The 22,528-nt window shown below is 70.8% G+C and carries 26 protein-coding genes; 9 read left to right on the forward strand and 17 right to left on the reverse strand.

Going from position 1 to position 22,528, the window contains the following annotated elements; genetic code table 11:
* Window positions 1-132: 132 nt before the first annotated feature.
* The 6 genes from AB0J40_RS11635 to AB0J40_RS11660 form a co-directional block, all read right to left on the reverse strand.
* Window positions 133-1,041 (reverse strand): S8 family peptidase, encoded by a 909-nt coding sequence (locus AB0J40_RS11635; protein ID WP_364450945.1) that lies wholly within the window; start codon window positions 1,039-1,041, stop codon window positions 133-135.
* 37 nt (window positions 1,042-1,078) lie between these two features.
* Window positions 1,079-1,888: a hypothetical protein gene (locus AB0J40_RS11640; protein WP_364450948.1), complete on the reverse strand. Its 810-nt coding sequence runs from the start codon at window positions 1,886-1,888 to the stop codon at window positions 1,079-1,081.
* A 117-nt stretch (window positions 1,889-2,005) separates the two neighbouring features.
* Window positions 2,006-2,449 (reverse strand): SRPBCC family protein, encoded by a 444-nt coding sequence (locus AB0J40_RS11645; protein WP_364450951.1) that lies wholly within the window; start codon window positions 2,447-2,449, stop codon window positions 2,006-2,008.
* A 1-nt stretch (window position 2,450) separates the two neighbouring features.
* Window positions 2,451-3,167: a zf-HC2 domain-containing protein gene (locus AB0J40_RS11650; protein WP_364450953.1), complete on the reverse strand. Its 717-nt coding sequence runs from the start codon at window positions 3,165-3,167 to the stop codon at window positions 2,451-2,453.
* Complete coding sequence (locus AB0J40_RS11655) at window positions 3,164-3,715, reverse strand: sigma-70 family RNA polymerase sigma factor (RefSeq protein WP_026469270.1); 552 nt, start codon at window positions 3,713-3,715, stop codon at window positions 3,164-3,166. Before AB0J40_RS11655 ends, AB0J40_RS11650 begins: the two co-directional genes overlap by 4 nt.
* Window positions 3,716-3,860: 145 nt before the next feature.
* Window positions 3,861-4,355, reverse strand: a complete 495-nt coding sequence (locus AB0J40_RS11660) for a hypothetical protein (protein WP_364450956.1) — start codon at window positions 4,353-4,355, stop codon at window positions 3,861-3,863.
* 223 nt (window positions 4,356-4,578) lie between these two features.
* On the opposite strand from AB0J40_RS11660, the gene AB0J40_RS11665 reads away from it, so the two are divergent.
* Window positions 4,579-5,121, forward strand: a complete 543-nt coding sequence (locus AB0J40_RS11665; RefSeq protein ID WP_364450959.1) for a fibronectin type III domain-containing protein — start codon at window positions 4,579-4,581, stop codon at window positions 5,119-5,121.
* Window positions 5,122-5,126: 5 nt separating this feature from the next.
* Here AB0J40_RS11665 and uvrA read toward each other — a convergent pair whose 3' ends face one another.
* Together uvrA and AB0J40_RS11675 are read right to left on the reverse strand one after the other, a co-directional pair.
* Complete coding sequence (gene uvrA / locus AB0J40_RS11670; RefSeq protein ID WP_364450961.1) at window positions 5,127-7,988, reverse strand: excinuclease ABC subunit UvrA; 2,862 nt, start codon at window positions 7,986-7,988, stop codon at window positions 5,127-5,129.
* 77 nt (window positions 7,989-8,065) lie between these two features.
* Window positions 8,066-9,271 carry an acyltransferase gene (locus tag AB0J40_RS11675; RefSeq protein WP_364450964.1) on the reverse strand — a complete coding sequence of 402 codons (1,206 nt, stop codon included), beginning with the start codon at window positions 9,269-9,271 and terminating at the stop codon, window positions 8,066-8,068.
* Window positions 9,272-9,380: 109 nt separating this feature from the next.
* Here AB0J40_RS11675 and AB0J40_RS11680 point away from each other — a divergent pair, with 109 nt between their 5' ends.
* The gene (locus tag AB0J40_RS11680; protein ID WP_364450967.1) at window positions 9,381-10,058 is read left to right on the forward strand and encodes an MBL fold metallo-hydrolase; all 678 of its coding nucleotides are present in this window, start codon (window positions 9,381-9,383) and stop codon (window positions 10,056-10,058) included.
* Between the two features lie 117 nt (window positions 10,059-10,175).
* Here AB0J40_RS11680 and AB0J40_RS11685 read toward each other — a convergent pair whose 3' ends face one another.
* From AB0J40_RS11685 to AB0J40_RS11700, 4 genes are all read right to left on the reverse strand, one after another.
* Window positions 10,176-10,502: a hypothetical protein gene (locus AB0J40_RS11685; protein WP_364450970.1), complete on the reverse strand. Its 327-nt coding sequence runs from the start codon at window positions 10,500-10,502 to the stop codon at window positions 10,176-10,178.
* Entirely contained in the window at window positions 10,502-11,713 is a 1,212-nt protein-coding gene (locus tag AB0J40_RS11690) for a putative T7SS-secreted protein (RefSeq protein WP_364450972.1), read from the reverse strand. Before AB0J40_RS11690 ends, AB0J40_RS11685 begins: the two co-directional genes overlap by 1 nt.
* Window positions 11,713-11,916 carry a hypothetical protein gene (locus AB0J40_RS11695; protein WP_364450974.1) on the reverse strand — a complete coding sequence of 68 codons (204 nt, stop codon included), beginning with the start codon at window positions 11,914-11,916 and terminating at the stop codon, window positions 11,713-11,715. The genes AB0J40_RS11690 and AB0J40_RS11695 overlap by 1 nt, the downstream gene beginning before the upstream one ends.
* Before the next feature lie 169 nt (window positions 11,917-12,085).
* Window positions 12,086-12,490: an SseB family protein gene (locus AB0J40_RS11700; protein ID WP_364450977.1), complete on the reverse strand. Its 405-nt coding sequence runs from the start codon at window positions 12,488-12,490 to the stop codon at window positions 12,086-12,088.
* Between the two features lie 151 nt (window positions 12,491-12,641).
* On the opposite strand from AB0J40_RS11700, the gene AB0J40_RS11705 reads away from it, so the two are divergent.
* Entirely contained in the window at window positions 12,642-13,127 is a 486-nt protein-coding gene (locus AB0J40_RS11705; protein ID WP_364450980.1) for a hypothetical protein, read from the forward strand.
* 15 nt (window positions 13,128-13,142) lie between these two features.
* Here AB0J40_RS11705 and AB0J40_RS11710 read toward each other — a convergent pair whose 3' ends face one another.
* The 5 genes from AB0J40_RS11710 to AB0J40_RS11730 all read right to left on the reverse strand — a co-directional run bounded on the left by AB0J40_RS11710 (window position 13,143) and on the right by AB0J40_RS11730 (window position 16,716).
* Window positions 13,143-13,925 carry a DUF1684 domain-containing protein gene (locus tag AB0J40_RS11710; RefSeq protein WP_364450983.1) on the reverse strand — a complete coding sequence of 261 codons (783 nt, stop codon included), beginning with the start codon at window positions 13,923-13,925 and terminating at the stop codon, window positions 13,143-13,145.
* A 21-nt stretch (window positions 13,926-13,946) separates the two neighbouring features.
* Window positions 13,947-14,552, reverse strand: coding sequence for a hypothetical protein (locus AB0J40_RS11715; RefSeq protein ID WP_364450985.1), 606 nt, complete (start codon window positions 14,550-14,552; stop codon window positions 13,947-13,949).
* Window positions 14,553-14,559: 7 nt separating this feature from the next.
* Complete coding sequence (locus AB0J40_RS11720; protein WP_364450987.1) at window positions 14,560-15,525, reverse strand: hypothetical protein; 966 nt, start codon at window positions 15,523-15,525, stop codon at window positions 14,560-14,562.
* Window positions 15,526-15,726: 201 nt separating this feature from the next.
* Window positions 15,727-15,864, reverse strand: a complete 138-nt coding sequence (locus AB0J40_RS11725; RefSeq protein ID WP_364450990.1) for a hypothetical protein — start codon at window positions 15,862-15,864, stop codon at window positions 15,727-15,729.
* Between the two features lie 144 nt (window positions 15,865-16,008).
* Window positions 16,009-16,716 (reverse strand): Crp/Fnr family transcriptional regulator, encoded by a 708-nt coding sequence (locus AB0J40_RS11730; RefSeq protein ID WP_364450993.1) that lies wholly within the window; start codon window positions 16,714-16,716, stop codon window positions 16,009-16,011.
* A 74-nt stretch (window positions 16,717-16,790) separates the two neighbouring features.
* On the opposite strand from AB0J40_RS11730, the gene rnhA reads away from it, so the two are divergent.
* From rnhA to AB0J40_RS11760, 6 genes are all read left to right on the forward strand, one after another.
* Window positions 16,791-17,252, forward strand: a complete 462-nt coding sequence (rnhA, locus tag AB0J40_RS11735) for a ribonuclease HI (protein ID WP_364450996.1) — start codon at window positions 16,791-16,793, stop codon at window positions 17,250-17,252.
* A 35-nt stretch (window positions 17,253-17,287) separates the two neighbouring features.
* Complete coding sequence (locus AB0J40_RS11740; protein WP_364450999.1) at window positions 17,288-17,662, forward strand: YchJ family metal-binding protein; 375 nt, start codon at window positions 17,288-17,290, stop codon at window positions 17,660-17,662.
* Complete coding sequence (locus AB0J40_RS11745; protein ID WP_364451002.1) at window positions 17,662-18,081, forward strand: hypothetical protein; 420 nt, start codon at window positions 17,662-17,664, stop codon at window positions 18,079-18,081. Before AB0J40_RS11740 ends, AB0J40_RS11745 begins: the two co-directional genes overlap by 1 nt.
* 38 nt (window positions 18,082-18,119) lie before the next feature.
* Window positions 18,120-18,335, forward strand: a complete 216-nt coding sequence (locus AB0J40_RS11750; RefSeq protein ID WP_364451004.1) for a hypothetical protein — start codon at window positions 18,120-18,122, stop codon at window positions 18,333-18,335.
* Window positions 18,336-18,448: 113 nt separating this feature from the next.
* Window positions 18,449-19,315, forward strand: coding sequence for a hypothetical protein (locus tag AB0J40_RS11755; protein WP_364451007.1), 867 nt, complete (start codon window positions 18,449-18,451; stop codon window positions 19,313-19,315).
* 112 nt (window positions 19,316-19,427) lie between these two features.
* Window positions 19,428-22,505 carry a carbohydrate-binding protein gene (locus AB0J40_RS11760; protein WP_364451008.1) on the forward strand — a complete coding sequence of 1,026 codons (3,078 nt, stop codon included), beginning with the start codon at window positions 19,428-19,430 and terminating at the stop codon, window positions 22,503-22,505.
* Window positions 22,506-22,528 lie beyond the last annotated feature (23 nt).

A 22,528-nucleotide genomic window follows, 5' to 3' on the forward strand; every position in this document is an offset into this window, starting at 1 on the left:
CCCGGTCCTTCCCATTTGGATCGGTAAGTCAACGCACGTTACCCGGTTCTTCCCGCTCTGCGGGAGTTCAGTCCCGGGTGATGGACATCATGCGCCGCTGGGGATTGGCCGGGTGGCCGTTCGGGCAGCTTGTCAGGATCCCGGTGGCGCGTAAAGCAGCCGGTTGGCCGTGCCGTCCGGGACACCCGTCAGCGCGTTCGCCGTCGCGGCCTGAACAAGCGCTTGGTCCACCTGGGCAGGGGTCGAATCCGGGTGCTGGGCCAGGTACAGCGCGGCCACGCCGGCCGCGAACGCCGCCGCCATCGAGGTGCCCGACTCGGGCCCCGCCCCGGTGCCGCCCGCGGTCGGGCCGGGGACCTCGACACCCGGCGCGTAGAGGTCGACGTCCTGGCCGAAGTTCGACGCCTTGTCCGGGTGGTCCTGGGCGTCGGTCGCCCCGACGGTCAGCGCTTCGGCGACCCGGCCCGGGGAGAAGCCGCTCGCGTCCGCCGTCTCGCTGCCCGCCGGGACGGCGACCGGGACGACGGCGGCGAGGCGCTTGACGGCGGCGTCGAGCCGGTCGTTCGGGACCCCGCCGATGCCGAGGACGGCGACGGCGGGCTGCTGGGCGTTCTGCGCGACCCAGTCGATGCCGGCGATGATCTGGTCGGTGGCGCCGCCGCCGTCCTTGTCGAGCACGCGCACCGGGACGATCTGCGCGCCCTTCGCGACGCCGTAGTCCTTGCCGGCGGCGATCCCGGCGAGGCGGGTGCCGTGGCCGTTGGGGTCGGAGGTGTCGGAGCCGCCGCTCAGGAAGTCCCGCCCGGGCGCGACGCGGCCCTGGAAGTCGGGGTGCTTCGCGTCGACGCCGCTGTCGATCACGTAGACGGAGACGCCCGCCGCATCGGTGGCGTAGCGGTAGGCGTGGTCGAGCCCGGCGCGCTGGTCGATCCGGTCGAGGCCCCAGCTGGGCGGGTCGGCCTGCACCCCACCGTCGGCGAGGGCGGGGCTCTGCCCGGCGAGCACGACCGCCACGGCGGCTGCCACTGTCGCTGTCTTCATGATCGTCGTCGTACCCCGGCGGTGCCGGGGCGACAACTCAGGGCCGTCGCTCGATCGGCTGATTCGCCCGGGCCAGCACGACGACGTCGGCGGCGAGCAGCACGAGCGCCACGACGGCGACGACCTGCCCCGCTTCGGTCAGCGACGAGTAGTCGGCCATGGCCGCGAAGGTCGGCGGCAGCACCGCGACCGGCCCGGCGAGCCCGGCGGCGAGCACCAGGGGCGTGACGGGCCGCAACACCACGGCGACCACGGGCACGACGACGGCCACCAGGGCCCCGAGCAGGAAGTAGGCGCCGTTGCGGCCGGCGCCGTCGGAGTCGTAGGCGGTGAGTTCGGCGAGCTGGAACACCCAGCCGGCGGCGGCCAGGATCCCCAGCGCGACGGCGGCCCAGGAGGCCCACCCGCGCACGGGCCCGGCGCGCGGCCCGCCGTTCCGGCGCAGCGCGACCAGGCCGCACCCACCGGCGACGGTCCAGGCGAGGTGCGCGAGCAGCGCGAAGGTGAAGCCGGCGTCGAGTTCGGTGTCCGAGCCGGTGGACAGGGTGAGCGCTTCGCCGAGGAACCGCAGCAAGCCGAAGAGGGCGGCGAGGCCGGCCCCGACGAGCAGGGCGGGACCGGTCCGCGAGCGGGTCCGCGGGACGAGGCCGAGGATCCCGGCGAGGAGCGCACAGGCGGCGACGAGGCCGACGGAGTACTCCATGCCGGGGCGGTACTGGGCGAGGGGATAGCTGCCGTAGCGGTAGTTGAGGGGCAACCCGGCGACGGCGAAGACGGTACCGGCGATGGCGAGGATCCCGGCGAACCCACCAACGGGATCGACGCCACGGGTTCGAGTGGCCGGCACGGCTCCGGGCTCGGACGTGCGCCCCAATGTGGCCTTGGTTGCGTCAGACGCACCCAATGTGGCCTTCGGTGCGTCTGACGCACCGAAGGCCACATTGGGGCGCTTGGAGGCGGAGTGTCAGGCCAGGTAGGCCGACAGCCCACGGTGGCCCCGCCGCATCATCAGCGCGTGGTTCGCGCGGAAGAGCGGCCGGGCCACCGCGTCGAGCCGCCGCAGCAGCTCCTTGCGAGCCTGGACGTCCTGGGTGATCCGCAGGAGCGTGCCCGCGCCCGCCGCGCGGACCGCTCCCGCGAGCACCCCGTCCAGGTCGCCGCTCAACCGGACCCGCAGCAAGCCGGACCGTTCGTCCTGGTGCTCCCGGTGCATCCGGACGACCAGGCGGAACGGGAGGCGGGACCGGCAGACCAGCTCGGCGGTGTCGTCGTCCACCCGGCGCACCGCGCGGACGTCCGACCACCACCGCGGGTAGCCGGCGAGGTCGGTGACCGCGCCGAAGACCCGCTCGGGCGCGGTACCGGGCAGCAGCCAGTCGCTGCTGAACCGGTAGCGCGCGCCCGTCACGTCACACCTGGGCCGAGACCAGCTTCCGGCCGTCCACCGTGACGATGTCGACCGACTTGACGTCGTCGGGCGCGACCAGCGCGGACCCGTCGAGCGAGAAGCCCTGGCTCTCCCACTTCTCGGACACCTTCCAGCTGCCCGCGGTGACGGCTTGGCCTTCCTTGGTGACGACCTGCAGCAGGCACTGTTCACCGGCCTTGACGCCCTTCACGGCGACGTTGACCCGGACCCAGCCCTGGAACGGCGCCACCGACGCGGCCAGTTGCACGCCGGTCGTCGGATCGCGCCCTTCGACGCTCTTCGTGCCGGGCACGTCCTGAGCGGGAGCCGCGATACCGCCGCCGTTGTCCGGCGCCGTCTGCCGCCCCACCAGGATGCCGCCGCCGAGCGCGGCCACCACGAGCACGGCCGCCGCGACCAGGGCCAGGCCCCGGCGGGACGAACGGCCGGAACGGACCGGTGCGGCCTGTTCTTCCTCGCGCACCCGCCGCAGGGTCTTCTGCAGCAGCAGGTCCCCGCCTTCGGGCGGCCCGTCGAGGAACGCCTCGGGCGGCACCTCGTCGAGCGACTCGCGCAGGGCCACCAGCTCGTTCAGATCGAACCGGCACTGCGCACAGGTCTGCAGGTGCCGCCGCTCGAAGTCGGCCGCCTCGCTCGCGTCGAGCGCGCCGAGGGCGTACGCGCCGAGCTGCGTGTGACTCTCGTCGACCGAGTTCATCGCGCCACCTCCGTTCCGCTCGAAATCATCGCTGCTCTCAGTGCTCTCAGTGCGTAGTAAGACCGTGATTTCACGGTACCCGGCGCGACGCCCAGTGTTCTCGCCGCTTCGGCCACCGTCCGTCCCCGGTAGTAGATCTCCACCAGGACCTCTCGGTGTTCGTTCGACAGGCCGTCCATCGCGCCGAGCACCGTCATCGAGTCGACCACGCCCTGGGCGTGGTCGCGCTCGACGGCCGGCGTCGGCACGCCTTCGGCCGGTTCGGCCACCTCCTGTGGCCGCGCCGCCCGGGCACGTGCCCGGTCGGTGACCAGGTTGCGCGCGACGGTCAGCAACCAGCCGCGCACCGAGCCCTTCCCGTCGTTCTGCAGGTCGTCGGCGTGTTTCCACGCACGGACCAGCGTTTCCTGGACCACGTCCTCGGCTGCCGCCCGATCACCGGTCAGCCTCGTCGCGTAGGCCAGCAGGCTCCGGCCGTGTTCGGCGTACAGCTGCCGAATCAGGTCTTCGCCTTTGGCCTTCTTAGGCCGCCTGCCTCCGATCGCCACCCTCGTCCTCCCGACGGTGTTCTGAGTCGGCGAGGACAGTACTGCAACCCTCAGCGCCACCGGCGGTGCGTGCGTCGAGCGCAGCGCGACCATGGTGTTCATCGGCTGCCCGTCCTTCCTCGTTCTGCCCGGAATCCGTCGTGGGTCAGGACCCGGAGGCCCTGGCCGCGGTGATCTTGCTGCCGTCGGGGGCGATCGCGAACCAGGTGCCGTTGACCCCCTGGCCGTTCGCGTCGCCCAGTGCCTTGTCGCCCGAGAACTGGTACAGCGGCCAGCCGTTGAGCGTGAGCTGCTTGCTGCCGTCCTTCCGGGTCACCGTGCCGACCTGGGTCTCCTGGATGCCCTTGAGCATCGGCGTCGCCACCCCGGCGAGCGCCGGCGGCCAGGCCGTCGCGCATTCGCCGTCGCAGTTGGACGTCGGCGGCTGCGAGAGGTCCTTGTCGAACCGGTAGAGCGTCCGGCCGTCGGCGTCGGTGACCACCGCGCCGAGCCCGTTGACGGAGCCGACCGACAGCATCTTGTGCCCCGGCTGGCCGTGTTCCGGCCCCTGCGCCCCGGAGGCCATCTCGCTGCAGGCCGACAACGTGGCGACGGCGGCGAGCGCGAGGGCGCTGACGACGACCGGCCGGATACGGTTCATGGCGTTTCTCTCCTCGGTGAGGGCGGCACCGCCGTCCGGCGGACCTCGACACCTGGGAACACGGACGGTCGCCGGAAACGGTTCAGCGCGGTTTCGCCCGGTTCGGTGCCGGTTCGCCGCCGGATTGGTGTGCCCCGGTGATCGGCACGATCTTGTCGCCGTGCGGGCGGGTTCCTAAGCTGATCACGTCCGCACCGCCGCCCCGCTCGTCCCGGGAGCCGCCGTGTCCGCGAAACCCCTCGTGCTGGTGGCGCTGCTGGCCGCGGGCTGTTCGGCGGCCGCGCCGCCGCCCTCGTTCACCGCTTCGCTGACGTCACCGACCGACGTGGTGCTGACGTGGCCGGACGACGGCGAAGGCCACCGCGTCGAGTACGCGAACGACCCCGCCGGGCCGTGGACGACGCTGCGGTTCCTGCCACCGCACACGACGAGCTACCACCACCCGGACCTGATCCCGGAGACGCCGTTCTACTACCGGGAACAGCCGTTCGGCGGCCCGGTGTCCACGGACCTGCACACGGTGGTTTCGGGCGACACCGTGACGTTCACGTGGGCCGACCGCACGAGCGACGAAGCCGGCTTCCTGCTGGAGATCCGGCGTCCGGGCGCGCCGGACTTCGACCCGGTGGAAGTGACCGACCCGGACACGACGACGTGCGCGCTGTCACTCCTGCCCGGCGAAGAGAACTCGGCGTTCCGCGTCCGGGCACTGCACTACGGCCCGCTCTCCCCGGTGGTCCACCAGACCACCGGGAAGGAGCGGTAGCCGCTTCACTCGCCGGCGAGGACCGTCCGCAGGAACTCGCCCGTGTAGCTGCCCTCGACCTCGGCGACGTACTCCGGCGTGCCCTCGGCGACGACCGTGCCGCCGCCCGAGCCGCCTTCGGGGCCCATGTCGATGATCCAGTCGGAGGTCTTGATCACGTCGAGGTTGTGCTCGATCACGATCACCGTGTTGCCCTTGTCGACCAGGCCGTTGATCACGCCGATCAGCTTGCTGATGTCCTCGAAGTGCAGGCCGGTCGTCGGCTCGTCGAGGATGTACACCGTCTTGCCGGTCGAGCGCTTCTGCAGCTCGCTGGCCAGCTTGACGCGCTGCGCCTCACCGCCCGACAACGTCGGCGCCGGCTGGCCGAGGCGGACGTAGCCGAGGCCGACGTCCACCAGCGTCTGCAGGTGGCGGTGGATGGCCTTGATCGGCTCGAAGAACTCCGCGGCCTCCTCGATGGGCATGTCGAGCACGTCCGAGACGGTCTTGCCCTTGTAGTGCACCTCGAGGGTTTCCCGGTTGTACCGCGCGCCCTTGCAGACCTCGCAGGGGACGTAGACGTCCGGCAGGAAGTTCATCTCGATCTTGATCGTGCCGTCGCCGGCGCACGCCTCGCAGCGGCCGCCCTTGACGTTGAACGAGAACCGGCCCTGCTGGTAGCCGCGCACCTTCGCCTCGGTGGTCGCGGCGAACAGCTTGCGGACGTGGTCCCAGACGCCGGTGTAGGTGGCCGGGTTGGACCGCGGGGTCCGGCCGATCGGCGACTGGTCGACGCGCACCAGCTTGTCGACGTTGTTCAGGCCGTTCACGCGGGTGTGCCGGCCCGGCACCTGGCGGGCGCCGTTGAGCTTGTTCGCCAGCACCGTCGCGAGGATGTCGTTGACCAGCGTCGACTTGCCCGAGCCGGAGACGCCGGTGACCGAGACCAGGCAGCCGAGCGGGAACGAGACGTCCAGCCCGCGCAGGTTGTGCTCGCGCGCGCCGACGACGGTCAGCTGCCGCTTCTTGTCGATCGGCCGCCGGATCGCCGGCACCTCGATCTTCCGCCGGCCGGACAGGTACTGCCCGGTCAGCGATTCCTTGCTCTTCAGCAGCTTCTTGTACGGTCCACTGTGGACAATGTGACCGCCGTGCTCGCCCGCGCCCGGGCCGATGTCGACCACCCAGTCGCTGGAGCGGATGGTGTCTTCGTCGTGCTCGACGACGATCAGCGTGTTGCCCAGGTTCCGCAGCCGGGTCAGCGTCTCGATCAGGCGGTGGTTGTCGCGCTGGTGCAGGCCGATCGACGGCTCGTCCAGCACGTACAGCACGCCCACCAGACCGGAACCGATCTGCGTCGCGAGCCGGATCCGCTGCGCTTCACCACCCGAAAGTGTGGCGGACGCGCGGTCGAGCGAGAGGTACGTCAGGCCGACGTCGAGCAGGAAGCGCAGCCGGGCCTGGATCTCCTTCAGGACCGCGCCGGCGATCATCGCCTCGCGCTGGCCCAGCTCCAGCTCGTCGAGGAACTGCGACGCCTCGGCGATGGACAGCGCGCAGACCTCGGCGATGGACATGTCGCCGCGGGTCTTGTGCTGCAGCGTCACCGCGAGGATCTCCGGCTTGAGCCGGGTGCCCTGGCAGGCCGGGCACGGCACCTCGCGCATGTAGCCCTCGTACCGCTCGCGCATGTACTCGGACTCGGTCTGCTCCTGGCGTCGCTCGAGGAACGGGATCACGCCCTCGAAGGCCGCGTAGTACGAGCGCTGGCGGCCGTAGCGGTTCTTGTAGCGGACGTGCACCTGCTCGTCGACGCCGTGCAGCACCGCCTTCTGGGCGCGCGCCGGCAGCCGCCGCCACGGCGTGTCCATGCGGAAGCCGATGGTCTCCGACAGCGACTCGAGCAGGCGGATGAAGTAGTCCGCGCTCTGGCCGCCCGACCACGGCGCGATCGCGCCCTCGGCCAGGGACAGCTCGTCGTCCGGGACCACGAGCTCCGGGTCGACCTCCTTGCGGATGCCGATGCCGGTGCACTCGGGGCAGGCGCCGTAGGGCGAGTTGAAGGAGAACGAGCGCGGCTCGAGGTCCTCGATGGCCAGCGGGTGGCCGTTGGGGCAGGCCAGGTTCTCGGAGAAGCCGCGGATGCGGTGCGGGTCGCCCTCGGGGAGGTCGACGAACTCCAGCTCGATCAGCCCGTCGGCCAGGCGCAGCGCCGTCTCGACCGAGTCGGTGAGCCGCTGGCGCGACGCCGCCTTCACGGTCAGCCGGTCGATGACCACGCCGATCTGGTGCTTTTCCTGCTTCTTCAGCTTCGGCGGGTCGGTGAGCGCGTGGACCGTGCCGTCGACGACCACGCGCGCGTAGCCCTGCTGCTGCAGGTTCTCGAACAGGTCGACGTACTCGCCCTTGCGCCCGCGCACCACCGGCGCGAGCACCTGGAACCGGGTGCCCTCCTCCATGGCGAGCACCTGGTCGACGATCTGCTGCGGGGTCTGCTTGCTGATCGCCTCGCCGCACTTGGGGCAGTGGGCCTTGCCGGCGCGGGCGTAGAGCAGGCGCAGGTAGTCGTAGACCTCGGTGATCGTGCCCACGGTCGAGCGCGGGTTGCGCGAGGTCGACTTCTGGTCGATCGACACCGCGGGCGAGAGGCCCTCGATGAAGTCGACGTCCGGCTTGTCCATCTGCCCGAGGAACTGCCGGGCGTACGCCGAGAGCGACTCGACGTAGCGCCGCTGCCCCTCGGCGAAGATGGTGTCGAAGGCGAGGCTCGACTTCCCGGACCCGGACAGGCCGGTGAACACGATCAGGCTGTCGCGGGGCAGGTCGAGATCCACGCCGCGGAGGTTGTGCTCGCGGGCACCGCGAACAACGAGGCGATCAGCCACGCCAGGGTCCTCTCAATGTCTTCTTCAGCTGCGGTCGCTCACCCGGTTTCGAGATGCACGGGTGGCCGCGACCCATGCTACGAGCCACCACCGACAAAAACGGGTTCCGCGTCCTTGACCTGCGGTTCTTCGGGCTTTCGACGTCTGGTGAGCCACCGGTGGGCCGGGCGTTCGACCCCCGCGGTGACCGCCCAGCCGGCCAGCACGGCGGCGCCGACGACGACGGGGAGCCGCAGCCAGCCGGGGAAGCCGAGGTCGAGCAGGGCACGGGCCAGGATGTAGCCCAGTTCCTGGTGCACCAGGTAAAGACCATACGAGATGCCCGCGAGCCACGTGACGGCCGGGGCGATCCGCGCCAGTCCGGGGAACCGCCAGTCCGGGCCGCGGGCGGCCAGGCAGACCAGCAGGAGCAGCACGGCGAACCCGATCGTGGACGGCCAGCGCCGCGCGTCCTGCGGCAGCGCGACGTGGAACGGGAAGACCTGCAGGTCCTGCGCGGCCACGGCGGCGAGCACGAAAAGTGCGCCGTGCCACGTCTTCAGCCGGCCCTGCGCCCACAGCCAGATCGCGACGCCGATCGCGAAGACGTGCAGCCGGTGCAGGCCCAGGCCGTAGAAGAACGTCTCGACCAGCGGGCTCGCCGTCCCGGGCGGGAAGACGAGGAAGCGCAGCGCGAGCGGGACGAGGATGAGCGCCCAGAGCAGGGCGACGGTCAGCCGGTGGGTACGCCACGACCGCGGCCACAGCAGGGCGGCGCCGGTGAAGGCCAGCAGCTGCACCGGCAGCGTCCAGTAGGAGCCGTCGAGGTAGTAGAACGTCTCCGACCGGATGCCCCACTCCTGCACCATGCCGAGGTTGGCGACGAGGTCCAGCCAGGTCGGGATGTACCACGGCGACGGGTTCGTCGGTGGCCCCTGCGGTACGCCGAAGAGGAACCCGGTGACGCCGGGCGGGTAGGGCAGGCCGCTGAAGGAGATGGCGGCCCACCGCGTCACGACGTAGGTCAGCAGGACGGCGACCAGGTAGGCGGGCACGAGACGCGCGACACGGTTCCACAGCCACCGGCGCGGGTTGCCCTTGCGGAGGCTGGCGCAGACGAAGAAGGCGGAGATCACCAGCAGGATCGCGGCGCCGAACTGCGCGGTCACCCGGAAGGGGTACCCCGTCAGCTCGGGGTGGAGAAGGGCCCCCTGGTGGGTGACGTGCCCGAGGATGACCGCGAGGACGGCGACGACGCGGAGGAGGTCCCAGCTGATCCGGCGCGGCGTCGGGGAGGTGGGCACGGTCGTCCTGAGGTCGGCTGGGCTGGGGTCGCCGTGAGCCTACGTGTCCGCTCGCCGGAGCGCTTGTGCGGGTGGAACCGGTTGGAGCGAAACGACTACCGTGTGCCAGGTGAACATCGTGGAGACCTACACGGGGCACGTCGACCCGGGCGGCGACGCCACCCGGCGCACCCTGGACGCGCTGACCATCACCAAGCTGTCCGTCGGCCCGATGGACAACAACACGTACCTGCTGGTGTGCCGCGAGTCGAACGAGGCGCTGCTGATCGACGCGGCGAACGACCCGGAGCGCATTTCGGACCTGATCGGCCACGGCCCGGACCGGCCCGCGCTGCGGACGGTGGTGACCACGCACCAGCACCAGGACCACTGGCAGGCGCTGGGCGCGGTGGCGGGCGCGAACGGCGCCAACACGGCGGCGCACCCGTTGGACGCTCCGCCGTTGCCGGTGCCGCCGGACTTCTTGGTGGAGCACGGGGACACGCTGACGGTGGGACAGGTCACCCTTTCGGTGATCCACTTGAGGGGACACACGCCGGGGTCGATCGCGCTGCTGTATCGCGACCCTGCCGGGCACCCGCATCTGTTCACGGGGGATTCGCTGTTCCCGGGTGGGGTGGGGAAGACTTCTTCGCCGGAGAACTTCACGTCGTTGCTGGACGACGTGTCGTCGCGGATTTTCGACGAGCTGCCGGATGAGACTTGGTTCTACCCGGGTCACGGGGACGATTCGACGTTGGGCGCGGAGCGGCCGAAGCTGAAGGAATGGCGCGAGCGCGGCTGGTGAGCTGCGGATCTTCCCGAACGGGGTCGTCTCGTTGGCATCACGCCACGCTTGAGCGCCGACTCGGCGACCCCGTCTCTTGCAGACCTGGCGACGCCGGCCAAGACCGCGGCTGGTGACCTAGGCCGAAGGATCGTGGATCCACGCGACTTCGCCGGTTTCGGGAAGCCGCCCGAGCGCCGCGACCTCGGCCGCGATGCGGCGAAGGTGCTCGTCTCTGGTGCCCGGCCAAGGCCGGAACCCCGGATCCTGATCGACGAGATCACCGGGCACCGCCCCGCGGTCGCTGAGGTCGCCGATGACGGCCAGCAGCGCCGACGTCAACTGGTCGAAGGTGGCCCCCTTGCCCGCGAGAGCACCCGCTACCGCACCAACCGGCGAAAGCCCGACCCAGTCCTCCCGCGCGTAGTCCAGCAGGTAGTCCAGATCTTCCTGGTAGGAACTCATCAGTGGCTTCCGCCCGTCACGTGGAACCGCTTGACCTCGTCGAGGCCGTCCACCTTGTTGATGTCGATCGTGGGGCCTCCGGATTTGCTGAACGTACGATAGGTGACCGTGGACGGTGGGTCGCCGCTGATCTGCCAGGTCTCGATTTTACCTTTGGGAGTTTCGATGACCTTGTCGGGCTCTCCCAGCTTCGAGCGCACATTGTCAACTATGCCGTCGAGGTCTTGCCGGGACACCATTCGCACGCCCTTGCTGTCCTCGACGCCCGGGATATTCCCGTCTTCGCCGGAAATCGCGTCCCGTACCGCGTTCGCCCGATCGACCGGTGTTTTCGGACGGGCTTCATCAGGTACGTGATCGCCCCCGGCGTGCTCGCCCTTGGTGAGCAAACCCTTGGCGAGCTTGCCGGCGCCGAAGAGCAGCAGCCCGCCGGTGATCTTGCCGAGCGCGCGGTCCCCGTGTCCGTTGACCCAATCGTCCCAGGCCACCATCTCCTTGAAGGTCTCCACTGGATGTGTGACGTTGTGCGCCATCGCCGCCACGGTTTCGGCGGGATCGGTGATCGCGGTCCAGAGAGCTTCCCCGGCACCGGAAATCGTGTCCCAGATCCCGCCGAAGAAATTCGCGTCCGCCTGCGCACGAGAGTCCTGCGGCGCCAACGAGGCCTCGACCCGCAGTGCCTCGGCACAACGGTCGCCTGCTCCCGCCAGTTGCTGTCGCGCCCTGTTCAGGATATCTCGCGCCTCCTGGCGCTGCGCTTCACCCGGATCGGTGAAGGACGGAGGCTGCACGACCGTCGGGTCGCCACGTTGGGCGTTCGCCTGCGTTTGTGCTTGGGCCTCCGACACCGCCCGTTCATGGGCCGCCCTGGCTTGCCGGGTTGCCTCATCCCCCTGCTGCCACTTCGTGATCGCCTCGGACGCTTGTCCTTGCGCCCACGAGAGGGAAGCGGCGTAGCCATCGAGCACTTGGGCGGCGTTGTCGAGCGAGTCTGCAGCTTGCAGCCGGCGCGGCACCTCGGTCTGGTGTTCTTGGTGGAACTTGTCGGAAGCTTGTCCGGTCCAGCTTCCGGTGTCGATACGTTTCAGCGCGTCACCGACCGTCGCGGTCGTGTTCGCTCGCGCACTCAGGACGCGGGCGTTTTCGAACACCGCGGCCGGATCACCGGGCACCAGCGCCCGAGGGTCCGTTGTCTGGCCGAGCTCGGCCATCAGACGCCGCCCACCAACGGCGGATCCGGCGTGACGGCGTCCCAGCCGGGATCGGTCTTCAACGCTTCTGTGTTGCTTTGCTCGACCGCCCGATAGGCACTGGCCGCCTTCCCGAGCAGATCACCCAGGTCGCTCGCGCGGTCGACCAGGGCATCGATACCCACGCTCCACCGGCCGCACAGCTCCGCGAGGGCGTCGTGCACACCGGCGTGTCCATACAGCTCGGGCTCACCCGCACAGGCCTCGCAACTCGAAGCTGTCCTGGTCCTGCACCACTGCGCTCATGTTCTTCGACGCGCTTTCCAGCACATCCACATCGACGTGAAAGCCCGGACCCTCCACCTTTCGCCCCCTCGTTGTACACGGTCGTCTTCACTCCCCTACGGCACTGCCCGTCCCCGGGGCCTCAGCCCATACCCGCGCGACCACGTCCGGCGGCGCCATGCGAACCAGGATCGGGAACCGATGCCCGTCATCGGGATCGACCATCACACCGATGCCCGGCGGAACCAGTTCCAGGAAATCCGCACCCGTCGTGGCGAGGAAGTCACAATCGCCGACGTGTGCCGCCAGCCGTTCGAGCGTCGAGAACACGACCGTCCATCGGCCTCTCGAGCCGAGCTCGGTCACCAGCAGCGCGGGCTGGTCGGGTCGCTGCGCGTACACCGTCGCTCCGGCGAACGCCGTCGTGAAGTCGCTCGGACCACGGCTTCCGTCCCATACCTGTCGAGCGGTGATCGCGAGCGCGGCTTCGGCCTTCCCCGCGTCACGATTCACACCCAGCGCAGTACTTCCTGTAATCGACTGACGAAACCTCAAGCAGCCGCATAACGATAAGGGACTCCCGCGCAACTCCCGGACCAACCGGACGTCCTCAGCAGACCCAGCGCTGGGACTTCCACCGGTTCGCTCCGCCAGGAGGCCCACCATGTCCAGACCCGTCAGACGCGCACTCGTCGCCATCGCCCTGCTGGTCGCCGGCAGCGTTGCCGCCGCCGTGCCCGCTCAGGCCCAGTCCACCGCTCCGACCCTGACCAACATCCGGACCGGGAACAACCCCGGCTTCGACCGGGTCGTGCTCGACCTCTCCGCCGGGCACGTTCCCGGGACCCTCAGCTACCAGCTCACCGATGAGCTCACCGCCGACCCGAGCGGGGAAGTCGTTTGGCTCACCGGGCAGTACTTCGTCAACGTCTCCGTCTTCGCCGCCGCCGCGCACGATCAGAACGGGAACCCCACCTACACCGGGCCGCAGAAGTTCCGGACCCGGAACCTGAGCAACGTCATGGCCGTCGCCGTCACCGGGGACTTCGAATCGGCCCTCACGATCGGGCTCGGGGTGCGGTCGCGGACCGCGGTGAACGTCTTCACCCTCACCTCGCCCAACCGCGTCGTCATCGACGTGGCCCACTGACGGGGAGCGGGGGAGTCACCCGCGCTCGTGCGGGATCTTCTCCCCCGCCTCCACCGCGAACGGCAGGTGGTTGCCCGCCGGCGGGAGCGGACAGGTCGCGAAGTCCGTGAACGCGCACGGCAGGTTCACCGCCCGGTTGAAGTCCAGCGTCACCGCACCGTCGGCCGACGGCGGGGGCACCGGCAGCGACCGGTTCGCCGCGTACGTCGTCACCCCGCTCGTCTCGTCGGTGAACAGGATGCTGAAACCGCCGTCCTTGCCGTTGAACGCCGTCAACGTGTGCGACGAGCCGCCGTACTCGAACCGGACCACGCCCGGCGCCGTGTACACGTGGCTCAAGCCCTCCACCACCGCGCCGACCGTGGTGGGCCGCGGCGAGTCGAACGGCTCGAACCGGCCCGGCAGCACCCAGGACGGGGACGGCTCGTACGCCGGGACGCCGTGGAACGCGCGCAGCACCTCGGCCTTCGGGTCGTGCACGCGGATCAGGTACCCCGAGCGGCGGGCGACCTCGATCTCGACGTCGCCGGCCAGCACCCGCGTGCCCGCGCCGCTGTTGACCAGCTCGAACCGCTGAACACCGGTGACCGGGGCGCCGTCGAAGAGGAGCGAAGCGCCGGCCGGGTCGACGTACGCCGCGTCCGAGTCCTGCCACCAGCGGCCGGGAATGCCGGGGTACTCGCGCGGGGCGTCGGTCAGCCAGTCGAGGGACACCAGCGCCAGCCAGCCGTGCGGTGCCGCGAGGTCCTCTTCGCGCCGGGTCTTCCAGTCCTGCCACTCGCTCGTGAACGTGCTCATCGCGGGCCCCTTTTCCGTCGGCTACGACGGTGCCAACCCACCGCCGGGGCCGGTATTCCGCGTCCCAGTATCCGGACCGGTCCGCAGCCACGCGAGTTCGCGCTCACCACCGGCCGGGACGACGACGCGGCGGAACCCCCGTCCGTCCGGGAGCGCCGCGTGGAACCGGTCGGAGACGATGAGCAGCTCGTCCAGCTCCGGCGCCGCGGCCAGCGCCGCCTTCAGCACCTCGGCTTCGCACAGCCAGACCGCCAGCGCGACCGCGGCGCCGCCGAAGTTCGGCGGGCGCAGCACGACGTCGCCGTGGTCGGCCGCGAGGCGCAGCCGGAGCCTGCCGAACTCGTTGAGGTGGCGGTTGCGGCGCCGCAGCGCGTCGGCCAGCTCGACGGCGAACTCGCCCGCCACCCACGGCAGCGGCACGGTCGGCGGGATGACCAGCGTCGTGTTGTCCCCCTCGGGACGCCGGTACCACGTCGGCGTGCGGTACGGCACCGGGACGCGGTCGAACACCTCGTCCAGCACCCCGTCGAGGGTCGTGCCGAGGTGCACCGCGCGGGCGGTGCCGCCGCGGCTCGGGGCGACGATCCCGATCCGGACGACGGTCGCGGCCACCGGGACGGTGCGCATGGCCTCCTCAGTCCTCCCGGGGCTCGAAGGACCACTGCAGGCCGTAGCTCAGCCCCTGGTGCAGCTCGTGGAACTCGAGCCCCACCTCGCCGACCCGGTTGACCGTCAGCGCGTCCCCGGAGTCGACGCCGTCGTCGATGACCCGGCCCGGCACGCCGTTGAGCCGCCACACGCGCGACGGCGGTGCCTCGCGGTCGAACCGGACCCGCACCGAGAACTCCTCGCACCGGCGCAGGGGCGTCATGACGTAGTAGGGCCGCAGCGACGTGCGCCGCGGCGCGAACCGGATCCCGTAGTCGTGGCGCTGGCCCAGCCGCAACGGGCTGGGCAGCCGCATGACGAACTGCGCGTGGCTCACCGAAACCTGGCGCGCCTCGACGATTTCGCCGCCGAACAGGACGTCGGCGGTGATGTCCGGGACCGGGTCGCTGCCCGGCTCGGCGGGGACGCTGAACGAGAGCACGAGCTCGTCCAGCTCGTCGACCTCCGCGACGATCCGGCGTTCCTCCTGCAGGTCCGGCGGGTCGCGGTCGAGCCGCAGCATCACCTTCATCGACTCGACGTACCAGCCGGCCAGCGGGTGCGGGTCGCGCCCGGCCGGGGGCGCGCCGAGCAGTTCGTCGAGCCGGCGGAACGCGAGGTCGATCCGGCGGCGTGCGGTGCGCGGATCGCGGTCCAGGACGCTGGCCAGCCACGAGATCCGCCGGTCGAGGAACTCCCCAGCGGCCTCTTCGTGCAGGCCGAGCGCCGCGAGCGCGGCCAGCCGCAGGTCGGCGGGCAGCCGCCCGCACAGCTCGGTGAGCCGCAGGACGAGCTTCCGGCGGGCGGCGGCGGGCTGGTCGGCGGCGGTGATCTCGCACGCTTCCCGCAGGCACGGGCCGATCCGCTGGTGCAGGTCCGCCGCGTCGAGCCCGCGGCCGCGGCGCAGTTCGTTCAGCTCGCGCACGAACGGGAAGGAGTTCTCCGGCCGCATCCCACCCCCTCCCGTGCCCCGGTGGAATCGAACGACCACATTACCAAGCGCGATTCCGCGCCGATATGACAGATCATGGACACCGCATTCGCGGAATACCCGGCCGGCCGACCCCCCACGAGCCGGCCGGCCGGGCCGCCGCGGGTCAGTTCGCGCCGAAGATCAGCGCCCAGATCGAGTGGCTCTCCATCACACACCTCCTCATCGCTGCACCCAGGCCGAGACGGGGAGCGGAGCGGAGCCGTGCGACGCCGGCGCGTCCGGTTCCGCCGCGTTTCCGGTCGCCGTCAGGAATCCCAGGACGGCGCCGACCACGAACGCGGCGAAGACCGATTTCACCAGGGTCAAGATCCTGCAGTAGACGTTCACGGCAAAGCACTCCCCGACCTCGCTCGAAAATGGGAATCCGGCCGGTCGGCATCTTTTCTTTTCCGGCCGGAACCCAGGATCCCGCCGAGAGGGGGTGCGCTCAGATGCCCGTTGTCACGGGTGTTGTGTGCCGTTTGGCTCAGAACGGGCGAAGGCCCGCAGGACGCGCGGCTCGCGGATGAGGATCCGGCGGCGGCCGGTCTCGACGATCCCCCGTTCCCGCAGCACGCGCAACGCTCGTGCGACGGTACGCCGGGCGGCGCCGATCTGCGAGGCGATGTCCTCCTGCGAGAACGCGGCCTCGATGAGCACACCCTCCGCGACGCGCTTGCCGTGCTCCTCGGCCAGCCTGACCAGGACGACCGCGACGCGGCGGCTGACGTCGAAGGCGGCGGAGTCGACCCGGGCGGACTCGGCGCTGCGCAGCCGGGCCGCGACGGTCTTGATCGTCGCGATGGCGATTTCCGGCCGGGTGTGCAGGACGTCGACGAACTCCGCGCCGGTCAGCTGGAAGACGGTGCAGGGCTCGATCGCGCGCACCGACGCCGAGCGCGGCCGTCCGGTCACGGCGGCGAGGTCGCCGAGCACCTCGCCGGGACCGCGCAGGCCGAAGAGCACCTCACGGCCGTCCTCGACGATCGTCGAGACGCGCACCCAGCCGGAGACCAGCACGTGGACGTGGTCGGAGGGGTCGCCTTCCATGAGCACGACGTCGTTCGCCCGGAACCGGCGCCGGGTGCCCCGGCCGAGCAGGTAGTCGCGATCGGCATCGGCGAGGTAAGCGAGGAGCGCGCCCTCGCCCGTGTCGTCACGCCCGTTCATGGTTCCCCTCCGGAGGTTCACCGTAACCCGGCGTGGCGGCTCTCGGCGAGGGCCGGGACCGGTAGGGTCGCCGCGTGGACGTGGAGATCTTCACCGACGGCGCGTGCAGCGGGAACCCGGGACCGGGCGGCTGGGGCGCGGTCCTCCGCTACGGGCGGCACGAGCGCGAGCTGTACGGCGGCGAAGCCACCCCGACGACGAACAACCGGATGGAGCTGACGGCGCCGATCCGCGCGCTGGAGAGCCTGACCCGGCCGTCGCAGGTCCGGGTGTACACCGACAGCACGTACGTGCGCAACGGCATCATGCAGTGGCTGCCGCGGTGGAAGAAGAACGGCTGGCAGACGGCGGCGCGCGAGCCGGTGAAGAACGCGGACCTGTGGCAGCGCCTGGACGCGGCGGCCGGCGTGCACGAGGTCGAGTGGCTGTGGGTGAAGGGCCACGCGGGACACCCGGAGAACGAGCGCGCCGACCGGCTCGCGGTGCGCGGGGCCCAGGAGGCGCGGGAGACCGGGAAGCCGGTCAACGCGGGTTAGTCCTGAGTAGACAGTCGGAGTGGGAGGATTCCGCCATGACTTCGTGCCCGTGCGGTCTCGCCGAGTCCTACGCCGCCTGCTGCGGCCGGTTCCACGACGGCGGCCTCGCGGCGCCCACGGCCGAGCTGCTGATGCGCTCGCGGTTCAGCGCCTTCGCCGTCGGGGACACCGCCTACCTGCTGCGCACGTGGCACCCGGACACCCGCCCGCGGCGGCTGCAGCTGGACCCGGCGCAGGAGTGGACGCGGCTGGAGATCCTCGGCCGCACCGGCGGCGGCCTGCTGCACACCGAGGGGACGGTGGAGTTCCGGGCGCACTACCGCCACCACGGCCGCGAGGGGTTCCTGGAGGAGAACAGCGGCTTCCGCCGGGCGGACGGCCAGTGGGTCTACCTCGACGCGGAAGCCTGATGGGCACCGCCGTCGTCGGCGTGACCGGCGCTCTCCTCGGCGTGCTCATCGGCGGGCTCCTCCAGCACCTGCTCGCCGCGCGCACCCGCCGGTGGCAGCGGGAGGACGCGCTCGGCAAGCTGAAGCAGGCCGTTTACGCCGAGTACCTCCGTTCGATCAGCGCGAGCCACGGCCAGGCGATGGCCGGCGAGAGGACCCGCGCCGAGGACGCCCGCCTGCACGCCGCCACGGCCGAGATCGAGGTCCTGGCCGGCGCCGAGGTCGCCGGGGCGGCCCGGGCGCTCACGACCACCGTGCTCGACGTCCACTCGCGGATCGCCGCGGGCGGCGGCGTCGAGGAAGCGACCGTCGCCGCCGTCGACGAGAAGCGGCTCGCCGTGATCGCGCTCTTCAAGGCCGACCTCGAGATCGGGAGATAGCCCCACGCCGGGCCTGCGCCGTGCCAAACAAAGCGGTGATGGGAAAACTGACGCGGCGCGCCCGGGCGAAGGTGGACTACCTCGGCTTCATCGGCGCCCGGGAGTGGCCGCTCGCCGCGTCCGGCCTGGGCGTGGTGCTCGGGCTTGTCACCATCCTGCCGAGCGCCGTCGGGGTCGTGCTGTCCGTCGTCGCGCTCGCGCTCGGCGTCGCCACCTTCACCCGGGACGTCCGGTTGCTGCGGGCCGCCGGCTGACCCCAGAGAGTCCCCCGCCCTTCCCTGGGGGGCGTCCCCGTCCCAGTCTATCGGCGCACACCGACAAGCTCGCGCGAAACCGCGTTTCCCAGCCGAGCTGTCCACAATCGGGGGTGCCTGTGGACAGAACGGCGCTTGACGGCGGCAACCCGGAAGCGATCCCGCCCGTCCCGCTGTCTGAACGCCGGGCTTGTGAGGGGCATGAGCAGCGGCTCAACGGCCCGATCGTCGGCATGCGCGGGGACCCGCTCCCGGCCGCCGGCGCGCGGCCCGCGCCCATCCGGCTGCACCGCGCCCGGTTCTTCGACGCCGTCTGCTCGAACGAGCTCGGCACGCTCCGCATCACCCGCGCCGACACCGACGAGGAGTACGACCTGCGGCGGGCCGAGCTGACCGACACCGACGGCGCCCTGCGCGAGCTCGGCAGCAGCACGCTCGCCGACCTGATCGGCGTCTCGACGGTCGCCTTCACCACCGACGGCAAGCTCGTCACCGTGCGGCAGTCGTCGCTCAACGCCGTGAGCGGGTTGCTGCTCGCGCCGTCGGGCAGCGGGTCGCTCGAGCCGCAGGACCTGAGTACTCCCGGCAAGAACGCGCGCCGGTTCCTGCACACCGCGATCCGCGCCGGCATGGAACGCGAACTGTGCGAGGAGAGCGGGCTCACGCCCCAGGACGTCCGCGAGACGAAGGTCGTCGGCTTCGCGCGCTGGATGGAACGCGGTGCCAAGCCGGAGTTCTTCGGCGTGACCGAGCTGGCGGTCGACAGCACCGAGGTCGCCGCCCGCCGCCCGGCGGGCGGCGAACGCCTCTACAGCGCCGGGCTGACGCTCTTCGACGTCGACCTCCCGGCGATCGGCGCCGCACTGGCCGGCGGTGTCCCGCTCAGCGAGGCACTTCCGCAGCGGATCTGGGAGGACGGCTCACTGCCCCTCCTGCTGGCGTTGCGCGCCGCGGCGGCGTGGCAGGCGGCCCGGGTCTGACCGATTCGCCCCTGTTCTCCGGGTGACCGGGCCGCTACGATCGTCCGCAATTGTTAGGAAAGTTCCCTAACGATCGTCCCCCACGCCGCCGTGGTGCCTAGGAGGCGCGCTAGTGAGCTATCGGCAGAGAAGAACCCGGATCCTCGTGGCGGCGGCCGTGCTCGCCGTCGCCGTGAGCGGGGCGACCGTCCCGGCGGCCACCGGCCAGGAGCAGGCGAGAGCGACGGTCGCGGCCGCGGGCCCGGCCACCGCCGTCCCCGGCTTCCTGATCCAGACGTCGGCGCGGGTCGGCGACGACTCCGCGGTGTCGAAGCCGGGGTACGACACCTCCGGCTGGTACCCGGTCGGCCCGCGCTCGACCGTCTACGCCGGCCTGCTGGCCAACGGCAAGTACGCCGACCCGTTCTACTCGACGAACATGAAGAACGTGCCCACCGCGGACTTCCAGGTCCCCTGGTGGTACCGCACCGACCTCACGGTCGCCGACACCACCCAGCGCACCTACCTCGACTTCAGCGGCGTGCTGTCCAAGGCCGACGTCTGGGTCAACGGGACGCGCGTCGCCGACAAGACGCAGGTCACCGGCGCCTACACCCGCCACGACCTGGACATCACCGCGCTGGTGAAGGCCGGCACGAACAGCGTCGCGTTCAAGGTCTACCCCAACGACCCGAACAAGGACCTGTCGATGGGCTGGATCGACTGGGCGCAGACCCCGCCCGACCAGAACATGGGCATCGTGCGGGACGTCCTCGTCCGGCGCAGCGGCCCGGTGGCGCTGCGCGGCGGCCACGTCGTCACGAAGCTGACCGGCCTGTCCCACGCCGACCTGACGGTGAAGGCCGACGTCCGCAACGACTCCGCGGCCGCCGTGTCCACGACCGTCTCCGGCACGGTCGCCGGCAAGCCGATCAGCCAGACGGTCAGCCTGGCGGCGAAGGAGAAGAAGACCGTCACCTTCGACGTGGTCGGGATCGACAACCCGCAGGTCTGGTGGCCGGCCGGGATGGGCGGGCAGCCGCTCTACGACCTCGACCTGACCGCGAGCGTCGGCGGAACCGCGTCGGACACCTCGCACTCGAGCTTCGGCGTGCGCACGGTGACGGCGAACAAGAACTCGAGCGGCGGCCGGTCGTACACGATCAACGGGCGCCCGCTGCTGATCAAGGGCGGCGGCTACTCGCCGGACCTGTTCCTGCGCTGGAACGCCCAATACGCGGCCGACAAGCTCGCCTACGTCAAGGACCTCGGGCTCAACACCGTGCGCCTGGAAGGGCACATCGAGCCGGACGAGTTCTTCGACCTCGCCGACCGGATGGGCGTGCTGACGCTGCCCGGCTGGGAGTGCTGCGACAAGTGGGAAGGCCAGGTCAACGGCGACGAGAAGGGCGACCCCTGGACCGCCGCCGACTACCCGGTCGCGAAGGCGTCGATGACCGCGGAGGCCGAACGGCTGCGCGACCACCCGAGCGTCATCTCCTTCCTCATCGGCAGCGACTTCGCGCCCGACGCGACGATCGAGAAGAACTACCTCGACGCGTTGAGCGCCGCGGACTGGCCCACGCCGGTGGTCCCGGCCGCGTCGGCGAAGTCGTCGCCGCAGCTGGGGTCGTCCGGGATGAAGATGAACGGGCCGTACGACTACGTCCCACCGAACTACTGGTACGACAAGGCGCACAGCGACCTCGGCGGCGCGTGGAGCTTCAACTCCGAGACCAGCGCCGGGCCGGACATCCCGACGATGGACACGCTCAAGCGCATGATGTCGGCCAGTGAGCTGGACACGATGTGGAAGAGCCCGTCGACCGCGCAGTACCACCGGTCGTCGTCCTCGACGTTCGCCAACCTGAAGCTCTTCGGCGACGCGCTCACCGCCCGCTACGGCAAGCCGGCGAGCCTGGACGACTTCGTCCGCAAGGCGCAGCTGGCGCAGTACGAGAACGTCCGCGCCGAGTTCGAATCGCACTCGCGCAACTTCAGCGACAGCTCGAACCCGGCCACCGGGATCATCTACTGGATGCTCAACAGCGGCTGGACGTCGCTGCACTGGCAGCTGTTCGACGCCTACCTCGACCAGAACGGCTCGTACTTCGGCGCCAAGAAGGCGAACGAGCCGCTGCACATCCAGTACTCCTACGACACGAAGTCCGTCGTGGTGGTCAACCACAACCACGACGCGGCGTCGGGCCTCACCGCGTCGGTGAAGCTGTACAACCTGGACGGTACGGAGAAGTTCAACCAGTCCAAGGCCGTTTCGGTGGGCGGCGACGGCGCCAAGACGACCGCGCTGACCATCGGTTCGGTGAGCGGGCTGTCCACGACGTACCTGGCGAAGCTGGTGCTCACCGATTCGGCGGGCAAGGAGGTCAGCCGGAACGTGTACTGGCTGTCCACCAAGGCCGACACGCTGAACTGGGGCGCGAGCGACTGGTACTACACGCCGCAGTCGGCCTACGCGGACCTGTCCGGGCTGAACGGCCTGGCCCAGGTCTCGCCGGGGTCGACCGCGACCTCGACGGCCAACGCCGACGGGACCACGACGACCAAGGTGACGCTGACGAACCCGGCGTCCGGCAAGGTGCCGGCGTTCTTCGTCGACGCGCACGTCGTCGGCGCGGCGGGCGCGCCGGTGCTGCCGGTGCGGTGGACCGACAACCAGGTCAGCCTCTGGCCCGGCGAGTCGACGACGCTGACGGCGACGTACCGGACCGCGGACCTCAAGGGCGCCAAGCCGTCCGTGCGGATCGCGGGCTGGAACACCGGGACGAAGACGATCCCGGCGGACGGCACGGTCGACCCCGGTCCGGGCACCCCGGTGGACTACCAGGCCGAGGACGCCACGATCACGAACGGCGTCGCGGAGTCCAACCACCTCGGGTACACGGGCACCGGGTTCGTCAACTACGACAACGCGACCGGCAGCGCGGTGGAGTTCACCGTGACCGCGGCCGCGGCGGGCAGCGCGAACGTGGTCCTGCGGTTCGCCAACGGCACCACGACGAACCGGCCGATGGACATCGCGGTCAACGGCACGAAAGTGGCGTCCGGAGTGGCCTTCGGCGGCACCGGCAACTGGGACACGTGGCAGACGGTCACGATCCCGGTCACGCTGACCGCCGGCACGAACAAGATCAAGGCGACCGCGACGACCGCCAACGGCGGCCCGAACGTCGACAAGATCACCGTCTAGGTCCGAGCCGGGGCGGTCTCGCG

The sequence above is a fragment of the Amycolatopsis sp. NPDC049691 genome (assembly GCF_040675005.1).
Classification (GTDB): Bacteria; Actinomycetota; Actinomycetes; order Mycobacteriales; family Pseudonocardiaceae; genus Amycolatopsis.